Annotated in this window: 14 protein-coding genes; 8 read left to right on the top strand and 6 right to left on the bottom strand. The window is 38.7% G+C overall.

Annotated features, from left to right (window positions below):
- Positions 1-15: 15 nt before the first annotated feature.
- The 5 genes from ABC382_RS12620 to ABC382_RS12600 all read left to right on the top strand — a co-directional run bounded on the left by ABC382_RS12620 (position 16) and on the right by ABC382_RS12600 (position 2,760).
- Positions 16-855: a flagellar hook-basal body protein gene (locus ABC382_RS12620; protein WP_274795571.1), complete on the top strand. Its 840-nt coding sequence runs from the start codon at positions 16-18 to the stop codon at positions 853-855.
- Positions 856-901: 46 nt separating this feature from the next.
- The gene (locus tag ABC382_RS12615; protein ID WP_274795572.1) at positions 902-1,186 is read left to right on the top strand and encodes a DNA-directed RNA polymerase subunit beta; all 285 of its coding nucleotides are present in this window, start codon (positions 902-904) and stop codon (positions 1,184-1,186) included.
- A gap of 55 nt (positions 1,187-1,241) precedes the next feature.
- A complete protein-coding gene (gene fabZ / locus ABC382_RS12610) occupies positions 1,242-1,685 on the top strand; it encodes a 3-hydroxyacyl-ACP dehydratase FabZ (RefSeq protein ID WP_274795574.1) in 444 nt (147 codons plus the stop codon).
- Between the two features lie 154 nt (positions 1,686-1,839).
- The gene (locus ABC382_RS12605) at positions 1,840-2,223 is read left to right on the top strand and encodes a hypothetical protein (protein ID WP_274795575.1); all 384 of its coding nucleotides are present in this window, start codon (positions 1,840-1,842) and stop codon (positions 2,221-2,223) included.
- A 108-nt stretch (positions 2,224-2,331) separates the two neighbouring features.
- Complete coding sequence (locus tag ABC382_RS12600) at positions 2,332-2,760, top strand: hypothetical protein (RefSeq protein ID WP_274795576.1); 429 nt, start codon at positions 2,332-2,334, stop codon at positions 2,758-2,760.
- A 497-nt stretch (positions 2,761-3,257) separates the two neighbouring features.
- On the opposite strand, the gene ABC382_RS12595 is transcribed toward ABC382_RS12600, so the two are convergent.
- Both ABC382_RS12595 and ABC382_RS12590 read right to left on the bottom strand, forming a co-directional pair.
- On the bottom strand, positions 3,258-4,229 hold the full coding sequence (locus tag ABC382_RS12595; protein ID WP_412926893.1) for a nuclease-related domain-containing protein: 972 nt from the start codon (positions 4,227-4,229) through the stop codon (positions 3,258-3,260).
- A gap of 82 nt (positions 4,230-4,311) precedes the next feature.
- On the bottom strand, positions 4,312-4,737 hold the full coding sequence (locus tag ABC382_RS12590) for a YwpF family protein (protein WP_274795578.1): 426 nt from the start codon (positions 4,735-4,737) through the stop codon (positions 4,312-4,314).
- A gap of 297 nt (positions 4,738-5,034) precedes the next feature.
- On the opposite strand from ABC382_RS12590, the gene ABC382_RS12585 reads away from it, so the two are divergent.
- The gene (locus ABC382_RS12585) at positions 5,035-5,433 is read left to right on the top strand and encodes a single-stranded DNA-binding protein (protein ID WP_274795579.1); all 399 of its coding nucleotides are present in this window, start codon (positions 5,035-5,037) and stop codon (positions 5,431-5,433) included.
- Between the two features lie 245 nt (positions 5,434-5,678).
- Here the strand turns inward: ABC382_RS12585 and ABC382_RS12580 are convergent, their stop codons facing one another.
- The gene (locus ABC382_RS12580; RefSeq protein ID WP_274795580.1) at positions 5,679-8,447 is read right to left on the bottom strand and encodes a DEAD/DEAH box helicase; all 2,769 of its coding nucleotides are present in this window, start codon (positions 8,445-8,447) and stop codon (positions 5,679-5,681) included.
- Positions 8,444-10,018 (bottom strand): hypothetical protein, encoded by a 1,575-nt coding sequence (locus ABC382_RS12575; RefSeq protein ID WP_412926892.1) that lies wholly within the window; start codon positions 10,016-10,018, stop codon positions 8,444-8,446. Before ABC382_RS12575 ends, ABC382_RS12580 begins: the two co-directional genes overlap by 4 nt.
- Before the next feature lie 205 nt (positions 10,019-10,223).
- Between ABC382_RS12575 and ABC382_RS12570 the strand changes: the two genes are divergently transcribed.
- Positions 10,224-10,700: a transcriptional regulator gene (locus ABC382_RS12570; protein ID WP_274795582.1), complete on the top strand. Its 477-nt coding sequence runs from the start codon at positions 10,224-10,226 to the stop codon at positions 10,698-10,700.
- Positions 10,701-10,914: 214 nt separating this feature from the next.
- Complete coding sequence (locus tag ABC382_RS12565) at positions 10,915-11,745, top strand: flagellin N-terminal helical domain-containing protein (RefSeq protein WP_322611266.1); 831 nt, start codon at positions 10,915-10,917, stop codon at positions 11,743-11,745.
- A gap of 40 nt (positions 11,746-11,785) precedes the next feature.
- Here ABC382_RS12565 and csaB read toward each other — a convergent pair whose 3' ends face one another.
- Together csaB and ABC382_RS12555 are read right to left on the bottom strand one after the other, a co-directional pair.
- Positions 11,786-12,865: a polysaccharide pyruvyl transferase CsaB gene (gene csaB / locus ABC382_RS12560; RefSeq protein ID WP_412926891.1), complete on the bottom strand. Its 1,080-nt coding sequence runs from the start codon at positions 12,863-12,865 to the stop codon at positions 11,786-11,788.
- Positions 12,865-14,778 carry a DUF5693 family protein gene (locus tag ABC382_RS12555; protein ID WP_412926890.1) on the bottom strand — a complete coding sequence of 638 codons (1,914 nt, stop codon included), beginning with the start codon at positions 14,776-14,778 and terminating at the stop codon, positions 12,865-12,867. The genes csaB and ABC382_RS12555 overlap by 1 nt, the downstream gene beginning before the upstream one ends.
- Between the last annotated feature and the right edge of the window lie 19 nt (positions 14,779-14,797).

Below are 14,797 nucleotides of genomic sequence, written 5' to 3'. Positions count from 1 at the left end.
AGGAGGCGTTTTATAATGCTACGTACAATGATTACGGCAACGAACACAATGGGTCAATTACAAAATAAAATGGATACGATTAGTAATAATATTGCTAATAGCAATACAACAGGATTTAAAGCAAAGGAAGCATCCTTCAATGAATTACTTTATCAGCAATTCAATAATGATAAGCAGGATCGTGCTGAGCGTCAAACACCTGTTGGTATTCGCTATGGAGCGGGAGCAATGCTTGGACAAATCAAGTCCAATGAAAAGCAAGGTTCATTACAAACAACTAATCGAGATTTAGACTTAGCTTTTACAAAAGCTAAACAATATTTCAATATTTTAATGCCAAATGGTGAAAATGGTACCGAAACAGTGTATACTCGACAAGGTGACTTTTATTTATCTCCGTTAAACAACGGAACAGTGATGTTAGTAACAGCTGATGGTTATCCTGTAGCCGATGCGGCAGGACAAGCCATTACTTTACCAGATACTGTTCAAAAGTTTGCCGTTCGAGATGGTGGTGTATTAGAGGCATCTTATCCAAATGGCGATATTATTCGTACGGATTTAGCTGTAACAGAATTCCAAAAGCCACAGTTAATGGAGCATATAGCTGGTTCTTATATAGGATTGCCAGACAACCTAGCTGAACTTGGCTTTACACAGGCAGAGGTTCTAACAGAGCTAGTTGGTGCCAACCGTCAGCAAATTGGAATGCAAAGTGGTACATTAGAAATGTCCAATGTAAACCTCTCAAAGGAAATGACAGAACTAATACAAACACAACGTTCTTATCAATTTAATGCAAGAGCGGTTACATTAGCAGATCAAATGCTCGGACTAATTAACGGCATTCGATAAAAAGTCATCCAAAACACTTAGTAAGGAATGAAGAGGAGTACAATCTATGACAAACGATTCACGTCGACGTTCTGTGCCGACACAAGAAACCGATACGCAACCAGAAAAGAAAGAACGCCGCTCAAACGATGAGCAACGCGAAGTTCGATGGGTGCAAATCCGACTGATTCCGATTTGGCTACGCATTGTAATTGTTCTCATCTTAGTCGTTGTTGCCGCAGCAGTAGGCGCAATGTTTGGCTTCAGTGTTATTGGAGAAGGCAATGCTATGGATATTTTCAAAAGAGAAACATGGCAACATATATTTGATATTATGAATGGTAAAGAATAAATTTTATTCTTTACCTTACTTTGTGTATACATACTAATTTTGAGGGGGAAATGACATGTTAACAGCAGAACAAATTCAAGCTATTTTACCGCATCGCTATCCTTTTTTATTCGTAGATCGCATTGTTGAATTAGAAGAAGGGAAACGTGCAGTAGGGTTAAAAAATGTTTCGATTAACGAAGACTTTTTTAATGGGCACTTCCCAGGTTATCCTGTGATGCCGGGTGTATTAATTGTAGAAGCATTAGCACAAGTTGGTGGAGTTGCTTTATTAAATGCAGAAGAATTTAAGGGGCGATTAGCATTTCTAACAGGTGTAGATAATTGTCGTTTCAAACGCCAAGTAGTACCTGGCGACCAGCTTAAACTAGAAGTAGAATTCGTAAAACTTCGTGGTGCGATGGGTAAAGGACATGGTATCGCAACAGTTGATGGAGAACTGGTATGTGAAGCCGATATTTTATTTGCGATTGGACCAGAGCAGCCTAAACAAGCTTAATTTGCATTTGTAGACCAAAAGATATAAAATAGATAAAGTCAAGTCTAAAATTGATTAGTAGGTTCTTAAATTGCGATGGCGAAAGTAAAGCGATTGTAAATTAAAATAGATATATGTAATTTTTAGGTTTTACAAACGTAGGAGGATTATTAAGATGTATAAGGAATTGTCTTCAGGTATTAAAATTAGCATTACTCGTTCGATTTCGACATCTTTTGAAACATACTTAGCAAGTATCGGTTGGGATGAAGAGCGCTTTTCCATGGAAGACTTCATTGCAAGCTGGCAAACCTATTTCCAGGAGAATGCCGCATGGATCGAAAAAATCCCTGCTGATACATTGATGAGTGCACAGTTTCATGAAGAGATGGCACAAAAAATCGATGAGGTTATTGCCAAAATTTTAAATGAAGAACCAACAGAGCAGCAAATTGAAACAATCGAAGCATTGCAAAAGGAGCTAGGCACAAACTATAGCTATGACTGCAAAGCAGAGGCAGCATACATTGAACAAGTATTAAAAGAAAAACAAAAATAGTTTGTACAAAAATCGGATAGTTCCCTCCTTTCTCGGGCAATCTATGATGGATCACAAATACACACGATGTATTTGATGACATAGACCTAAGAAAGGAGGTTTTTTACTATGTGGAAAATGTCATTTTTAGCCATTATCCTTGCAACTGTATTCCTTGGAGGATGTAACTGGGGAAATAATGCAGTAGAAGATCACCCTGTAAGAGACGTCGAAAATGACGTTCGTCGTGGTGTAGACGATGTTGAGGATGCATTAACTCCAAATGATCGCGACGACAATGCATACGATCGTAATAATGTGAATGGAAATGGTGTTGATCGAGGTACTGTCAATGATAATACAACATTGCCAGAAGCAACAACACCAGGGTCAAACGCCGATATCAACAGCACAAACGGCTTTGATAACACACCAAATGCAAATGGAGTAAACGGTGTTGAACGTAATGACAACATAAACAGCAACAATAATAATGATGTTGTCGACGATAAAGTCAACGACACTGAAAAGTATCGTGACGGCATGAACAACCGATAATATAAAAAAGAGTGTTTCCTTAACGGAAAACACTCTTTTTTCGTTTACTTTAGGTGAGTAGAGCGGAGTCGGAGTGAATACCCGCGGAAGGAGAGTGAATACCCGCGGAAGGAGAGCGAATCGCCGCGGAAGAAGGAGGAATACCCGCGAAGAGAAGTGAACACCCGCGGAAGGAGAGTGAATACCCACGGAAGGAGAGTGAATACCCGCGGAAGGAGGAGGAATACCCGCGAAGAGAAGTGAACACCCGCGGAAGGAGAGTGAACACCCGCGGAAGGAGAGTGAATACCCTCGGAAGGAGAGTGAATACCCGCGGAAGGAGAGTGAATACCCGCGGAAGGAGAGTGAATACCCGCGGAAGGAGAGTGAATACCCGCGGAAGGAGAGTGAATACCCGCGGAAGGAGAGTGAATACCCGCGGAAGAAAGGGGAATACCCGCGGGAGAGGAGTGAATACCCTGAAAGCAGAAAAAGTTCCCTGAGCAGAACCCTTAAAATCAATAAAACCTTTCCATATGATCCAATAAATTTTCAGGTAAATGATAAACTCGATTTCTATAGGTACCTGTATAAGGAAACTGAAATTTCCGAAGTAATCGTGTGGCTGTATCACTAGAATGAATACCGAAAAATGTCCTTAACTGTTGGTTTGTAATGTTATGACTAACTAATAAACGATAATTTAATAAGGCTTCAGCGAAAATTTTTATACTACTATAATGACAATATGAACATTTCCATGTACCACACTGGAAAGACATCGCATGTTGATAGGAACATTTTGGACACAAAACACCGTGTCGAATTCGTGATGGGGCAATTGATGTTTGCATTCTGGGAGCTGTTTGCTTGGAAAGAAGCATCTGAACCAATTGAGTCAATTGATCCTCAGTTATTATTTTTTGAGGGTATTTTTTGAAAAGCAACTGAAGATGTTTATGAAGACCTGATACATGAAAAATAGGTAAAGCATTAGATGGGTTGATAATGATTGCTGAAGGATTTGCTATAACAACGGCACCTTCAATAGGGAGGGGGTAATTTGCAATTAGACTTTTCAAAAATCGAATATGACGCTCAGTTTGAGTAAGTGCATTCGGAAAGCCTTCAACAGTGCCATCTATTTTTGTACGTGTGCATTGATGTGTGAGTTGATCAAATTCAAGACGGCCATGAATGTTTTTGATCTCTAAAACGAATATAAATTGAGGGCAAATAAAGAGTGTATCCAGCTGATGAATATGCTCAGCAGCATTTTTAAAATGTAAATTATGTAATACATAAAAGGTATTTGGACATATTAATTCATGCCATTCACGATCAACTTTTTGCTCACCAGCAAAACCCGCATCTAACCGTCGATATTGCTCTTGAAAATAATGAAATTCAACATCATCCTTTAAAAGACGCCTCATTAAAGCTTCAAGCCATAATAACTTTAAAGGTTTTTCTCTACTTGCAATAAACACAATAGATTCCTCCTTTTTTAAATTGTATTTTACATAATAACAATCACTTGTCCAATAAAAAACGATGCGAATTTTCGCATCGTTAGTCATTTTTTAATTTTGGTCGCTGCTTCATATCTTTCGTAAAACGTTCAAGTAAATTTTCTAGGGAAACACCTTCAGCAAGGAGCTCTGAAAGCAATTGTTCAGCATATTTAGAGCGTTTAATTTTGAGAGTGCCTTTTAACAGGACAGAAACATGATCACCGATTTCTTGAACAGTATGTACAATTACCTGGAAAGGAGCGGGTTCATTATCTGGGAATGAAATAACCGCGCGTACATTGAAGACAGTATTATTCGCTAATAGCTCATCAAAGGTTGAGCGATATTGTTTAGCTAGAAACAATTCAAGTATCCAAGATTGATGGCTGTTCTCCTGATTAATAATGATGCCATCGACTAAAGGGAATGGTTGCACGCCATCTTTCGTGACAAGGTCAAAGGAAAGCATTTTAAATGTTTTCATTATGTATATTCCTCCTAAGTCTGTCATTCTTTTAGTATAACACATGAAGTAACGGTTGTTTGTTATGCGCACCTGTTACGTTTTTTTTAAACTGCGAAATTGTCGATTTCATGAAATAGCATTTGCCATTACAGTCTAAAGCATTCGGCTAGAAAATTAATAAAAATTACCAAAAATAAAAATGTTAATTTACCCAATTTATGCTTTAAAACTTATGGAAATTAACAACTTCAAATTTTGTCATAACTAGGATCGTTTTGTAAGATAAGAGCAATCAAAAGCAAAGGAGGTGAATACATGAATCAAGTCGGATTGGTTGGAAGGTTTACGAAAGATCCAGTGTTACGTTACTTATCAGGAGATCGAGTACAGACTCACTTTTCACTCGCCATTAATCGCAACTTTAAAAACAGTCGTGGAGAAGTAGATGCCGACTTTATTTTCTGTACAGCTTGGGGAAGGCTTGCAGAGCATATCGTCAAATATTGCGGTAAAGGCTCATTAATTGGTGCAAACGGCCGAATTCAAACAAGGTCTTTTGTTAATGAAGAAAGCACTAAGATTTTTATGACAGAGGTAGTGGTAGAAGATGTTCGATTTTATCAGCTTAAACAAAGGGATAGTGACGAAACAACTCTTATACCGCCACAACCACCGAATGGACAGGAAAACTTAAAAGACTTTGTATTACCATAGCAAGTTTAGCTTTACATACGGGGCAAGAGAAAAAATCATTACCTGAGTCCGCCATTCTCCTTATATCCTTGCACCGTAGCAACAGAAAGGAATGATGTCTACACAAATTATTAAAGCGTTGCTGAAGACCGCACAGCAATGGGGTTTCAATACAACTAAATAAGAGTTATGAAGTAAGTAGGGAAAAGAAGTAACAAGATTCACTAAAAGAGCGCCAAGAACAATTTTGCTCTTGGCGCATCTAATTAGTATATATCTAGTGTTATTAAATCACGAAGTTCTTGGTCTTCCAATTCTGTTAACCACTGGCTTGATTGAATAAGTTCTTCGGATAATGCAGATTTCTGCACAAGCATTTTGTCTATTTTTTCTTCAATTGTGCCGATTGTTACAAATTTATGGACTTGCACAAATTGTGTTTGCCCAATGCGATAAGCACGGTCTGTCGCTTGATTTTCGACAGCTGGATTCCACCAACGATCAGCATGTAATACATGACTAGCTGCTGTTAAATTTAGTCCGGTACCACCAGCTTTTAAAGAGAGAATAAATATAGGGAAATCTCCTGCCTGAAAAGCCTCCACTAAGCGGTCACGCTGCTGCTTAGGCATGGCACCGGTTAAAAACGGTGCGTCAACATTGATTAATTCACTTAAGCAATGCTGTAGCAATTGTCCCATTCCGATATATTGTGTAAAGATGAGACATTGCTCCCCATTGTCCACAATTTCAGCTGCCATTTGTACAATGCGTTCTAGCTTGGTTGAACGTGCAAGCATTGTTTCGGCATCCTCGAAAGGTTCCTTTAAATATAAGGCAGGATGATTACATAGTTGCTTTAATTTACTAAGCATCTTTAAGACGCGTCCCTTTTTCTGAAAGCCTGTTAACTGCTCTAGCTGATCAAGCGTCTCTAAAATATAGCCTTCATAGAGAGAAGCTTGCTCAGCGGTTAATGGGCAATACTCGTTTGTTTCTAGCTTATCTGGTAAGTTCAGCTGTAAATGTGGATCGCGTTTTGTACGTCGTAATAAGAATGGCTGAATTTTAGCTCGTAGCTTTTGCTTATGAGATTCAGATTCATCTCGTTCAATAGGCAAAATAAATTCCTCATTGAAGCGACCAAAGCTACCTAAATAACCCTTATGAATAAAGTCAAATATAGCCCATAGCTCAGATAAACGGTTTTCTACAGGTGTTCCAGTTAAAGCAATGTGATGGTCTCCGAGTAACTTACGAATGGCTTTTGATTGTAATGTCTGCATATTTTTTATATTTTGAGCTTCATCGAGTACAACCGTTGCCCAATCAATATTTTGTAAAAACTCAGTATCCTGTGACACCGTACCATAGGTTGATAAAATCACATGTGGCTTTTCTATTGCCACTAATTGTGTAAAATCTTCATCCTTTGCTCGATTGGTCTGATAATGCGTATGCACATTTAGGGAAGGTGCAAATCGGGCGAGCTCTTTTTGCCAGTTACCAAGCACGGATGTTGGACAAATAATAATGGACGGCTTTTTGTAATCATCTGCTTCCTCATAAATATGAAGTAAGTAGGTAATTAATTGGACCGTTTTACCAAGACCCATATCATCTGCTAGACACGCCCCAAAACCTTGTTGGCGCATAAAGACTAACCATTCAAAGCCTTCTAGTTGATAGGGGCGTAATTCGGTTTGTAAAGAAGATGGAATCGGTACAGCGGGCAAACCTTTCTTCTCCAAAAGCTGTTCCATATACGCTTTTAATGATTGTTGTATTTCCAAGGCGAAGATAGGATCGTCTCTCATGGCATCATCAGCATCTTCCTCTTCAAGAGGTGTAGTCAAGTCCTCTGGCAATTCTCTAAATAACAATTCTCGTACAGTCCAACTTTCATCTTCTGCCTGCTGCATTAATGTACGCATTTCTTGCATCCAATGGGCGTCAACTCGGAACCATTCAGTACCAATGCGAATAAATTCACGTTTCTCATCCACTAGCTTTTTAAATTGCTCAGCAGAAATTGTTTGACCGTTCATAGAGAATTGCCATTTAAATGTTAAAATATCATCTAATCCAGCCACTTTTTTCGTTGAGACATTGCTAGTTGCTACACGGACACGTATTTTGGATTGCTTTAGGTCCTTTAACCAGGCAGGTAGGACAACATCGAAACCAAGTGCCTGTAATCTAGCGAGGTCTTCGCGTAAAAATAATCGCACTTCTGGATCTTCTAGGGTCACCCGTATAAAAGTATCACTGCTGATATCATCGTTAGAAAGTAAATCTGCTATTTGCTGTTGTTGCTGCTGAATTTCAGTTGCAAACATTCGCCATTTTGCAGGAAGTGCATCCTCTATAGGTAAGAATTGCTTACGAATAGCAGGGGTCCAGTAGTTTTTGGTTGTTGCAGTGCTTAGGACTGTTTCTAATAACCAAACATCGGAATCCTCCTCGGGTTCACTTAAGCGTAATGAAACGGATATTCCTCCAGTTTGACGCGTCTGATCTAATGGCCAGCCACCACGCAAGAAAAAGGGTAGTAGCTTTGGTAAATCAGCTATTATTAACCCAACTTGAGCCAGCTTTTGCTGGACGGCTGTTTCTAATAAAGCTGTATCTATGTCCTCAATAGGAAAGGTTAGTGAAGAAAAATCTTCTGCAATGACAGCGTATGACCAAAGTGATGGCTCATGCCAGTATTCTTGTAAAGCCAATACCTTCTCTAGCCAAGCTTGACTTTCTTCATTTGCACCTAGCCAACTGATAAAGGGATGCTGGAAGCTTGATGAAAAAATATCAAGTAACTCAGCAGTAGAAACTTCAATCGTAAAATCAGCTCGATTTGTTAATAAACCATAGATATTTGCTTCATAAGTAAAGAATAGCGAAGAAATTAATGTATCTACGTCGATTGTTGAACCATTTGCAGTAAAACCCTGCAACGTAAAATATCCTTCCCGAGCTACATCAATACGGAGCTGTTGTGTTTTGGAAAAAGGGGAAGGAGCATTTGTTGTCATCATACTAAGTTTCCTTTCTCAATTTCTTCTTGTAACGCACGTAGTCGTTTATATTCTGCACGAATCGTTTGCATGTATGTTTCAAAATAAGCCGTTTTGCCAGCTCGTTTTGCAGCACTCCGCATACTTTTCCAAATACGCACAGCCTGCTTATAATTCATACGAGATTTCTGTGCAATTTCGGCCATTGCATAGACATGATATAAAGGTAAAACAGTAGCAGGTTCAATTTGTAATACATCCTTTAATCCACACATTTCTAAGTAAGATAAGGACGAAGGGTTTAATTGATGGAGAGCAGCCCACTCGCGGTAACGACCTTTTTTTATTAGAAAGTTTGAGAACGGCTGAAGCCCATATACACCAAAGGCACTGTATAGCGTTGCTTCTTCTTCGTCGGTCAGCTGAATATCATCGAACAAAAGTTGAAACTGCCTTACGTATTGTGCTCGCTGAACAACAGGTACGACATCCTGTAGAAACGTTCCTGTCAATGGGAGCATTGATCGCAAAATGACTGCTAATGAATTAGATTCTCCCGCACGTTGAGCAAAAGTAGCCAGTTCAAATAAATCCTGCATTTGCGGTAAAGAAATTTGTGCCAAACTTTCGAGTAGTAACTCCTCTTTTTGTAAAAGCACATAAAATAATAGCCTTAATGATTGCAAAGAGATTTCAGCAGACGGGTTTTCAAGATTATTTAAATAATCTAATTCCTGTTCACGTCGAGGCTTCTCATAAAAAAGCACTGCCCAAAGCAGCATGTATAGACGAAGTCGATTGGCGAACAGCCCTTGTCGTTCTAATAAAAATTCTCTTATGAGCAATTGAATGCCATCATAAAATGGGTCTGTCGCAAAAAGTCGAGATCGATTCGTGAGCTCTGTGAGGATGCTCTCAAATGATTGGGTACTTTGCTCGATAAAGTACTTCATATAAGGTGTATCTAACGAATGTTCAGGTGTTTCATTTAAATGTCGCCATATTGTATTAAAAATGGCCAACTCCATAAAGAGCTTATAAAGGGGTTGCCATTCACGCTCAAAGGGCATATGTCGACGAAGACGCTCTAATGCATCTGTTCTAACCGCAGAGAGACCGTAGCCTTCTAATACTCTGCCAGGTGGTAATAAGCGCTTCATTACCTCATCTACCATGGTAGCCCAGCTTTGAGGGCTACGTTCATCAGCTAAAGATTTTAACTGAACAGATTTTTGAGCGCGCCAAGCACCCGACCAATTTTGAACGGAATCAAAGTATTGGTAGAGAGCGAGTAGTGCACCAACCTGATGTCGGCACCATTTGGTTTGTGGACAGCTACAATATAGCTCTTCTTTGGAAAAATCAATTTCAACAGAAGCGGGTCTGACATCCTGAACACTTGCATATAATATAGAACTTGCTCCATTAAAACGTTCAAAAACAATGGATTTATTTCTTACAGAAAAGACAGCACGACGCACTAGTTCTTCATCTTCCGTAGAGGAAGGATGTAACGCTTGTTCAGCTTCTTTTAATTTAGTCAGCACAAATACTTGATGTTCCTTAGCTAATTGCGAGATAGACAATGCCATAACCTCACTCCTTTCATCATGTATGGCTATGTTTAACATTGTGAGTTGTAAAAAAGGAAAAAAAGACTGTCCTTCCATTATACGATTAAAATGCAGTAATGATAAGCTGAATGATCAGAAAGAAAAAAAGGAAAGAAAGATAGTTAACAAGGCTTTTGATTTATGTTAAAATCTGAATAATCAGATAACTAGGGAGGGATGAAGGATGATGCAAGTTCAATACATGAAGCCGTTTTATACAAAAATTACTGGAGACAAATTACGTCTCGTATTTGCTTATCAATATTTCTCTATTTTAAAAGAGAATGAGATTTTCCATTTCATTCCCATAGAAGGTAAAGAGATGATTATCAACATGAAGACACAGCAAATTGAAAATTTATCTGAGGTATTTGTGTTCCAAAAAGGGAATCGTTTTATCCGATTACCACTTTATCAACTACTGCTCATTACCAATGTTCATGAACATCTAGCACCAATTCTTGAAAGCGCTACGCCGAAGCAACAGATCCCAATGGTGTCTACAGTAACGGTTGGCGAGATTGATCAGCTTATCGCAGAGCTAGAGGAGAAAAATTACGATCATTTAATCGATCAAGCATTATTAGAAAACGATAAAGCACTCTTTTTCGAACTTCTACAGCAAAAGAACCATCAACTTGGAGGGTTCAAAATTGAATAGATGGAACCGCCAGTAAGCACCTACTTTTCATAAATGAGAAGCAGGTGCTTTTATTTCTCTTTATATAATTGCGCTCTAACTAGCGGAGTGTTGTATCTATGGACGTATAACTATAACTTGTAAAAAATAATTAAAATATTAGAAACAATTACCAACTAATTGATTAATAGTATAAAGGATAAACCGATATAAATGACAATAAGGTGGTGATATCATGCTTGGGAAGTGGTCAGCTACAGGGATGTCGATCCTCAATAATATGAATCGGCATTATGGAGCGATGAGTAAGGCGATGCTACGTATTTCTTCAGGCTATCGAATTAATAGTGCGGCGGATGATCCAGCAGGATTGGCGATTTCTGAGAAGATGCGAGCTCAAATTCGAGGCTTGAATATGGCGGCTAAAAATATACAGGATGGCATTTCTCTTGTGCAGACAGCAGAGGGGGCATTGAATGAAACTCATGCGATGATTCAGCGTATGCGCGAGCTAGCAGTGGAGGCGGCAAATGATACGCTAACGGATGAGGATCGTCAACAGCTAGATTTGGAATTTCAAGAATTAAAGAAGGAAATTCAGCGTGTTTCTACGGATACAGAGTTTAATACGAAGACATTACTGAATGGAGATCATGAAAAAGATGGCATTAAAATTCAGGCAGGGGCTAATGCGGGACAGCATATTGAGCTATTTATCAATGGGATGGGGTCGGAAGCACTTGGCTTGAAGGATGTTTCGATTGCTACTCGTGAGGAAGCGGATCAAGCTATTTCTTCCATGGATGATGCTTTAAAGCGCGTTTCCACTGAACGATCTCGTTTAGGTGCTTACCAAAACCGTTTGGAGCATGCCTACAATGCTAATGTTAACACCGCAGAGAATTTACAAGCAGCCGAGTCCCGGATTCGGGATGCAGATATTGCGAAAGAGATGATGAATATGGTTAAGGCCCAGATATTAATGCAGGCAAGTCAATATGTTTTGGCCATGCATATGCAACAAGCACAATCCATTTTAAAATTATTAGAAGTCGGAAAAAAATGATGAATTTCAATTACTTTTGAAATTCATCATTTTTTAATGTTTATTTTGCAAAAGCCTCGAGTGCTAATTTAGCGGTTGCTGTTGCTTCAGTTTGTAAAGGTAGAACGGCCTGACGCATGTTTTCTTGAACCGTTGTATAAGATTCAAGGATTGAGACAGCTTGTTCAAATAATGTTACACCATTCCAATTATCTACTTCAACATGTCCAACAACGGGTTGGCCGACAATGTCAGCAAATGCATCGATTTTTGGATCGTATGAAATCGCAATAAAAGGTGTCGCGTAAATGGCAGAGAAAATTAAGGAATGTAGACGCATTCCAATTAATAATTGGGATTGTCCAATCACGGCAATTTTCTCCTCAATCGATAATTCAGCAGGAGCAGTTATACTCGTTTCTTTCATCAGCCCTGCTACTTCCTGTGAAGTTACAAAATCATGCTCACCATGCATCGGTAAGAAGACAATTTGCTCTCCTTGACGCGCTAATTCGTCTAGGCTGTGAGCAATTTTTTCTTTGTACGCTACTGTTGATGGCCAGTCACGAACACTGACAGCGATATAGCTTTTAGGTGCTAAGGCTACTTTTTCTAGCCAATCACAACGAAAGTCACTACCATTAAGCCCCATAACAGGATCAGGTACAATCGTTGTCTCTTTGCGCACACCAATCTCAGTTAAAAGAACTTGAGAGGCTTTATCTCTTACTGTAATTTGCTCGACCTTATTAAAGACTTTACGAACAATGAATTTACTTAGTGGATGATTAATCGGTCCCATACCTTGGGCGTAGACAAAAACTGGCTTCTTCAACCATTTGGCGATTTGAATAATGCCCGCATAGTAAGGGATGGTTTTCATTCCTGTCTGATCCTGCATAAGACTACCGCCGCCGCTAATAAGTCCATCCGCCGTTTTCAGCAGTTGGCGAATTTCTTTCATCTTCCAACGATTAACGGCTTTGACACCGTATGTTTGCTCAGTAGCTGCTGGGTTATTCGATAATACTGTGATCTCAATATCACTCTGCCATTTCTTTAAAGATTGGATAATGGACAGCAGAATAGCATCATCACCGACATTATCAAATCCATAATAGCCAGATAAAACAACGTGCATTATGACCACCTCGCGATTGTCTTAGAAACCCAACGATAACCAATTTTAAAGATAAAGATAAATACTAATCCAATTACAAAGCCAAGAGATACGCTGTATAAAGTACGTAATACTGAAACAGCTACAGGAATGTGTAAGTGTGTAAAAGTATTCACAATAGATAAGAATCCAATGACACCTGGTACAAGTAGGATGCTACCCCATTTGCGATTGATGCCCATTACATATAACGCTAATACAAAGAATGGGAAACCAATTAAGAATTCCTTCGTTCTTGGTCGTACGTATAATGTATTTTCTAACCATTGTCTAAATGCTAATTCTAAATCACTAACAGAGCCAGAGTTACCTGTTCTGCTAATGTAAAATAATCCGATACCAGCCACGACAATTAGTAGTAGCACATGCCAATATTTTAATTCTTTATTTAACAATGTTACGGTATTAGATAACGATTTTTTAATGTTTTGATCAGCTAATCGGTTGATTTCAATTAATGTAAATAGTAAGACGCCCATAATTGGAATCAGATAAACGAGCTTCACGCCTTTAAACGTAGCAAAGCCTGTCATAAAGGCATTACCATTTAATAAGCCAATAACAATGACAATCCCGATAAGGCTAATCGCTACTGCCTTCAAGTATTGCACAAGTATTTTAGATATTTTCGTAGAACCTTGTGCCGATTTAATGACGGCATAGGTAGGTGCTAGGACTGCAATAATAAGTGCAAATGCTTGTAAGAATAGAGTACTTTTCAGAATAAAGTATGCAATAGCAAGAACCGCCATAAATCCAGCTGCCGCTATACGTAGAGGCATCCATTTAACTAATTCTGAAACGATAAAGGTAAATAAAATTCCTGCTAATAATACTGCTGCAGTAACCCATGCTGGTACAGCTACCTTATCAAACAGCTTTGGCTCGCCAGGTTGGAAATGATCTGGCATGGCGTCATGAACACCATTTAAGTAGTCAATTGTTTCTTCTACATTTTCTTTGGCATTTCCTGTTGTTTTAATATGATAGAAGATCGAGCGAATATTACGCTCTTTGACAGCTCGCGTTGTGCGGTCGATACTTGCATTTAATTTTAATTTTGTCTCTTTGTTGACGTTGATACTGTGCAAACGAATCATATCATAATCGGTCATTTGAGCTATTTTACTCTCGCCTTTAAGTGGGTTACTTTCAATTGTATAGAAGTAATAGCCAGCATCACTTAATTTTTCAACTAATTGATTGCCTTTTTCTTGTCCAAAGCCAATTGCTTCGTCACCTTGGCCAAGCAAGCGGCCAGCAGAAGCTTTCTTTAAGGCTAGTAATTGATCGACTAACTTTTTGTTAGCAACTTCATTATCTGCATTTTCAACTTTAAAGATATGAGCTAGTCCATGCTTACTAATCATGTCAATAGCAGGCTGATCATAGCCGATTGGTGTTTTTAAATCATAATTATGATTAGAAGTTGGAAGGAAATAAAAAGCTTCTTCTCCGATTTGCACTTCTTCTGGTTCCACGCTATCCATGATAAGCTTTCGGTAGCTTTCATTGTCAGGTACTCGAATATAATAGCCACTCTTTGCAATATCAACAGCATCTTTATAAGGTGTAAACAATAATTGTGCTGCTAATTCGTTTTCTTCATAAATTGTAATTAAATTTTGTTTTTCCATTTCCTTTAATGTTAAAGGCTCTAGACTTACTGTATTAAGTCCAGCCTTCTTTAAAGAGGAAAGAATCTCATCCATTGTTAAATCGCTATTTTTATCTGCGGTTTGTATTTCATCATAAGGAATGACAATTTCATAAGCATCATTTGATTGCTCAGCATTCCACCTCATCATAATACCTGTAGAGGAAACGACGAGTAAAAGAACAATGATTCCCCAAAGCCATTTCTGTTTCGACATAAGTGTCCTACCTCTCTTA

The sequence above is a fragment of the Lysinibacillus phoenicis genome (genome assembly GCF_047238325.1).
Lineage (GTDB): Bacteria > Bacillota > Bacilli > Bacillales_A > Planococcaceae > Lysinibacillus > Lysinibacillus irui.
This window is presented reverse-complemented; position numbering and strand designations above follow the sequence as displayed.

Coding starts and splice junctions, on each gene's coding strand:
- ABC382_RS12605 (WP_274795575.1), top strand. CDS start 1,840: ATGTATAAGGAATTGTCTTCAGGTATTAAAATTAGCATTACTCGTTCG.
- ABC382_RS12600 (WP_274795576.1), top strand. CDS start 2,332: ATGTGGAAAATGTCATTTTTAGCCATTATCCTTGCAACTGTATTCCTT.
- ABC382_RS12620 (WP_274795571.1), top strand. CDS start 16: ATGCTACGTACAATGATTACGGCAACGAACACAATGGGTCAATTACAA.
- ABC382_RS12585 (WP_274795579.1), top strand. CDS start 5,035: ATGAATCAAGTCGGATTGGTTGGAAGGTTTACGAAAGATCCAGTGTTA.
- csaB (WP_412926891.1), bottom strand. CDS start 12,865: ATGCACGTTGTTTTATCTGGCTATTATGGATTTGATAATGTCGGTGAT.
- ABC382_RS12575 (WP_412926892.1), bottom strand. CDS start 10,018: ATGGCATTGTCTATCTCGCAATTAGCTAAGGAACATCAAGTATTTGTG.
- ABC382_RS12615 (WP_274795572.1), top strand. CDS start 902: ATGACAAACGATTCACGTCGACGTTCTGTGCCGACACAAGAAACCGAT.
- fabZ (WP_274795574.1), top strand. CDS start 1,242: ATGTTAACAGCAGAACAAATTCAAGCTATTTTACCGCATCGCTATCCT.
- ABC382_RS12590 (WP_274795578.1), bottom strand. CDS start 4,737: ATGAAAACATTTAAAATGCTTTCCTTTGACCTTGTCACGAAAGATGGC.
- ABC382_RS12565 (WP_322611266.1), top strand. CDS start 10,915: ATGCTTGGGAAGTGGTCAGCTACAGGGATGTCGATCCTCAATAATATG.
- ABC382_RS12570 (WP_274795582.1), top strand. CDS start 10,224: ATGATGCAAGTTCAATACATGAAGCCGTTTTATACAAAAATTACTGGA.
- ABC382_RS12555 (WP_412926890.1), bottom strand. CDS start 14,778: ATGTCGAAACAGAAATGGCTTTGGGGAATCATTGTTCTTTTACTCGTC.
- ABC382_RS12580 (WP_274795580.1), bottom strand. CDS start 8,447: ATGATGACAACAAATGCTCCTTCCCCTTTTTCCAAAACACAACAGCTC.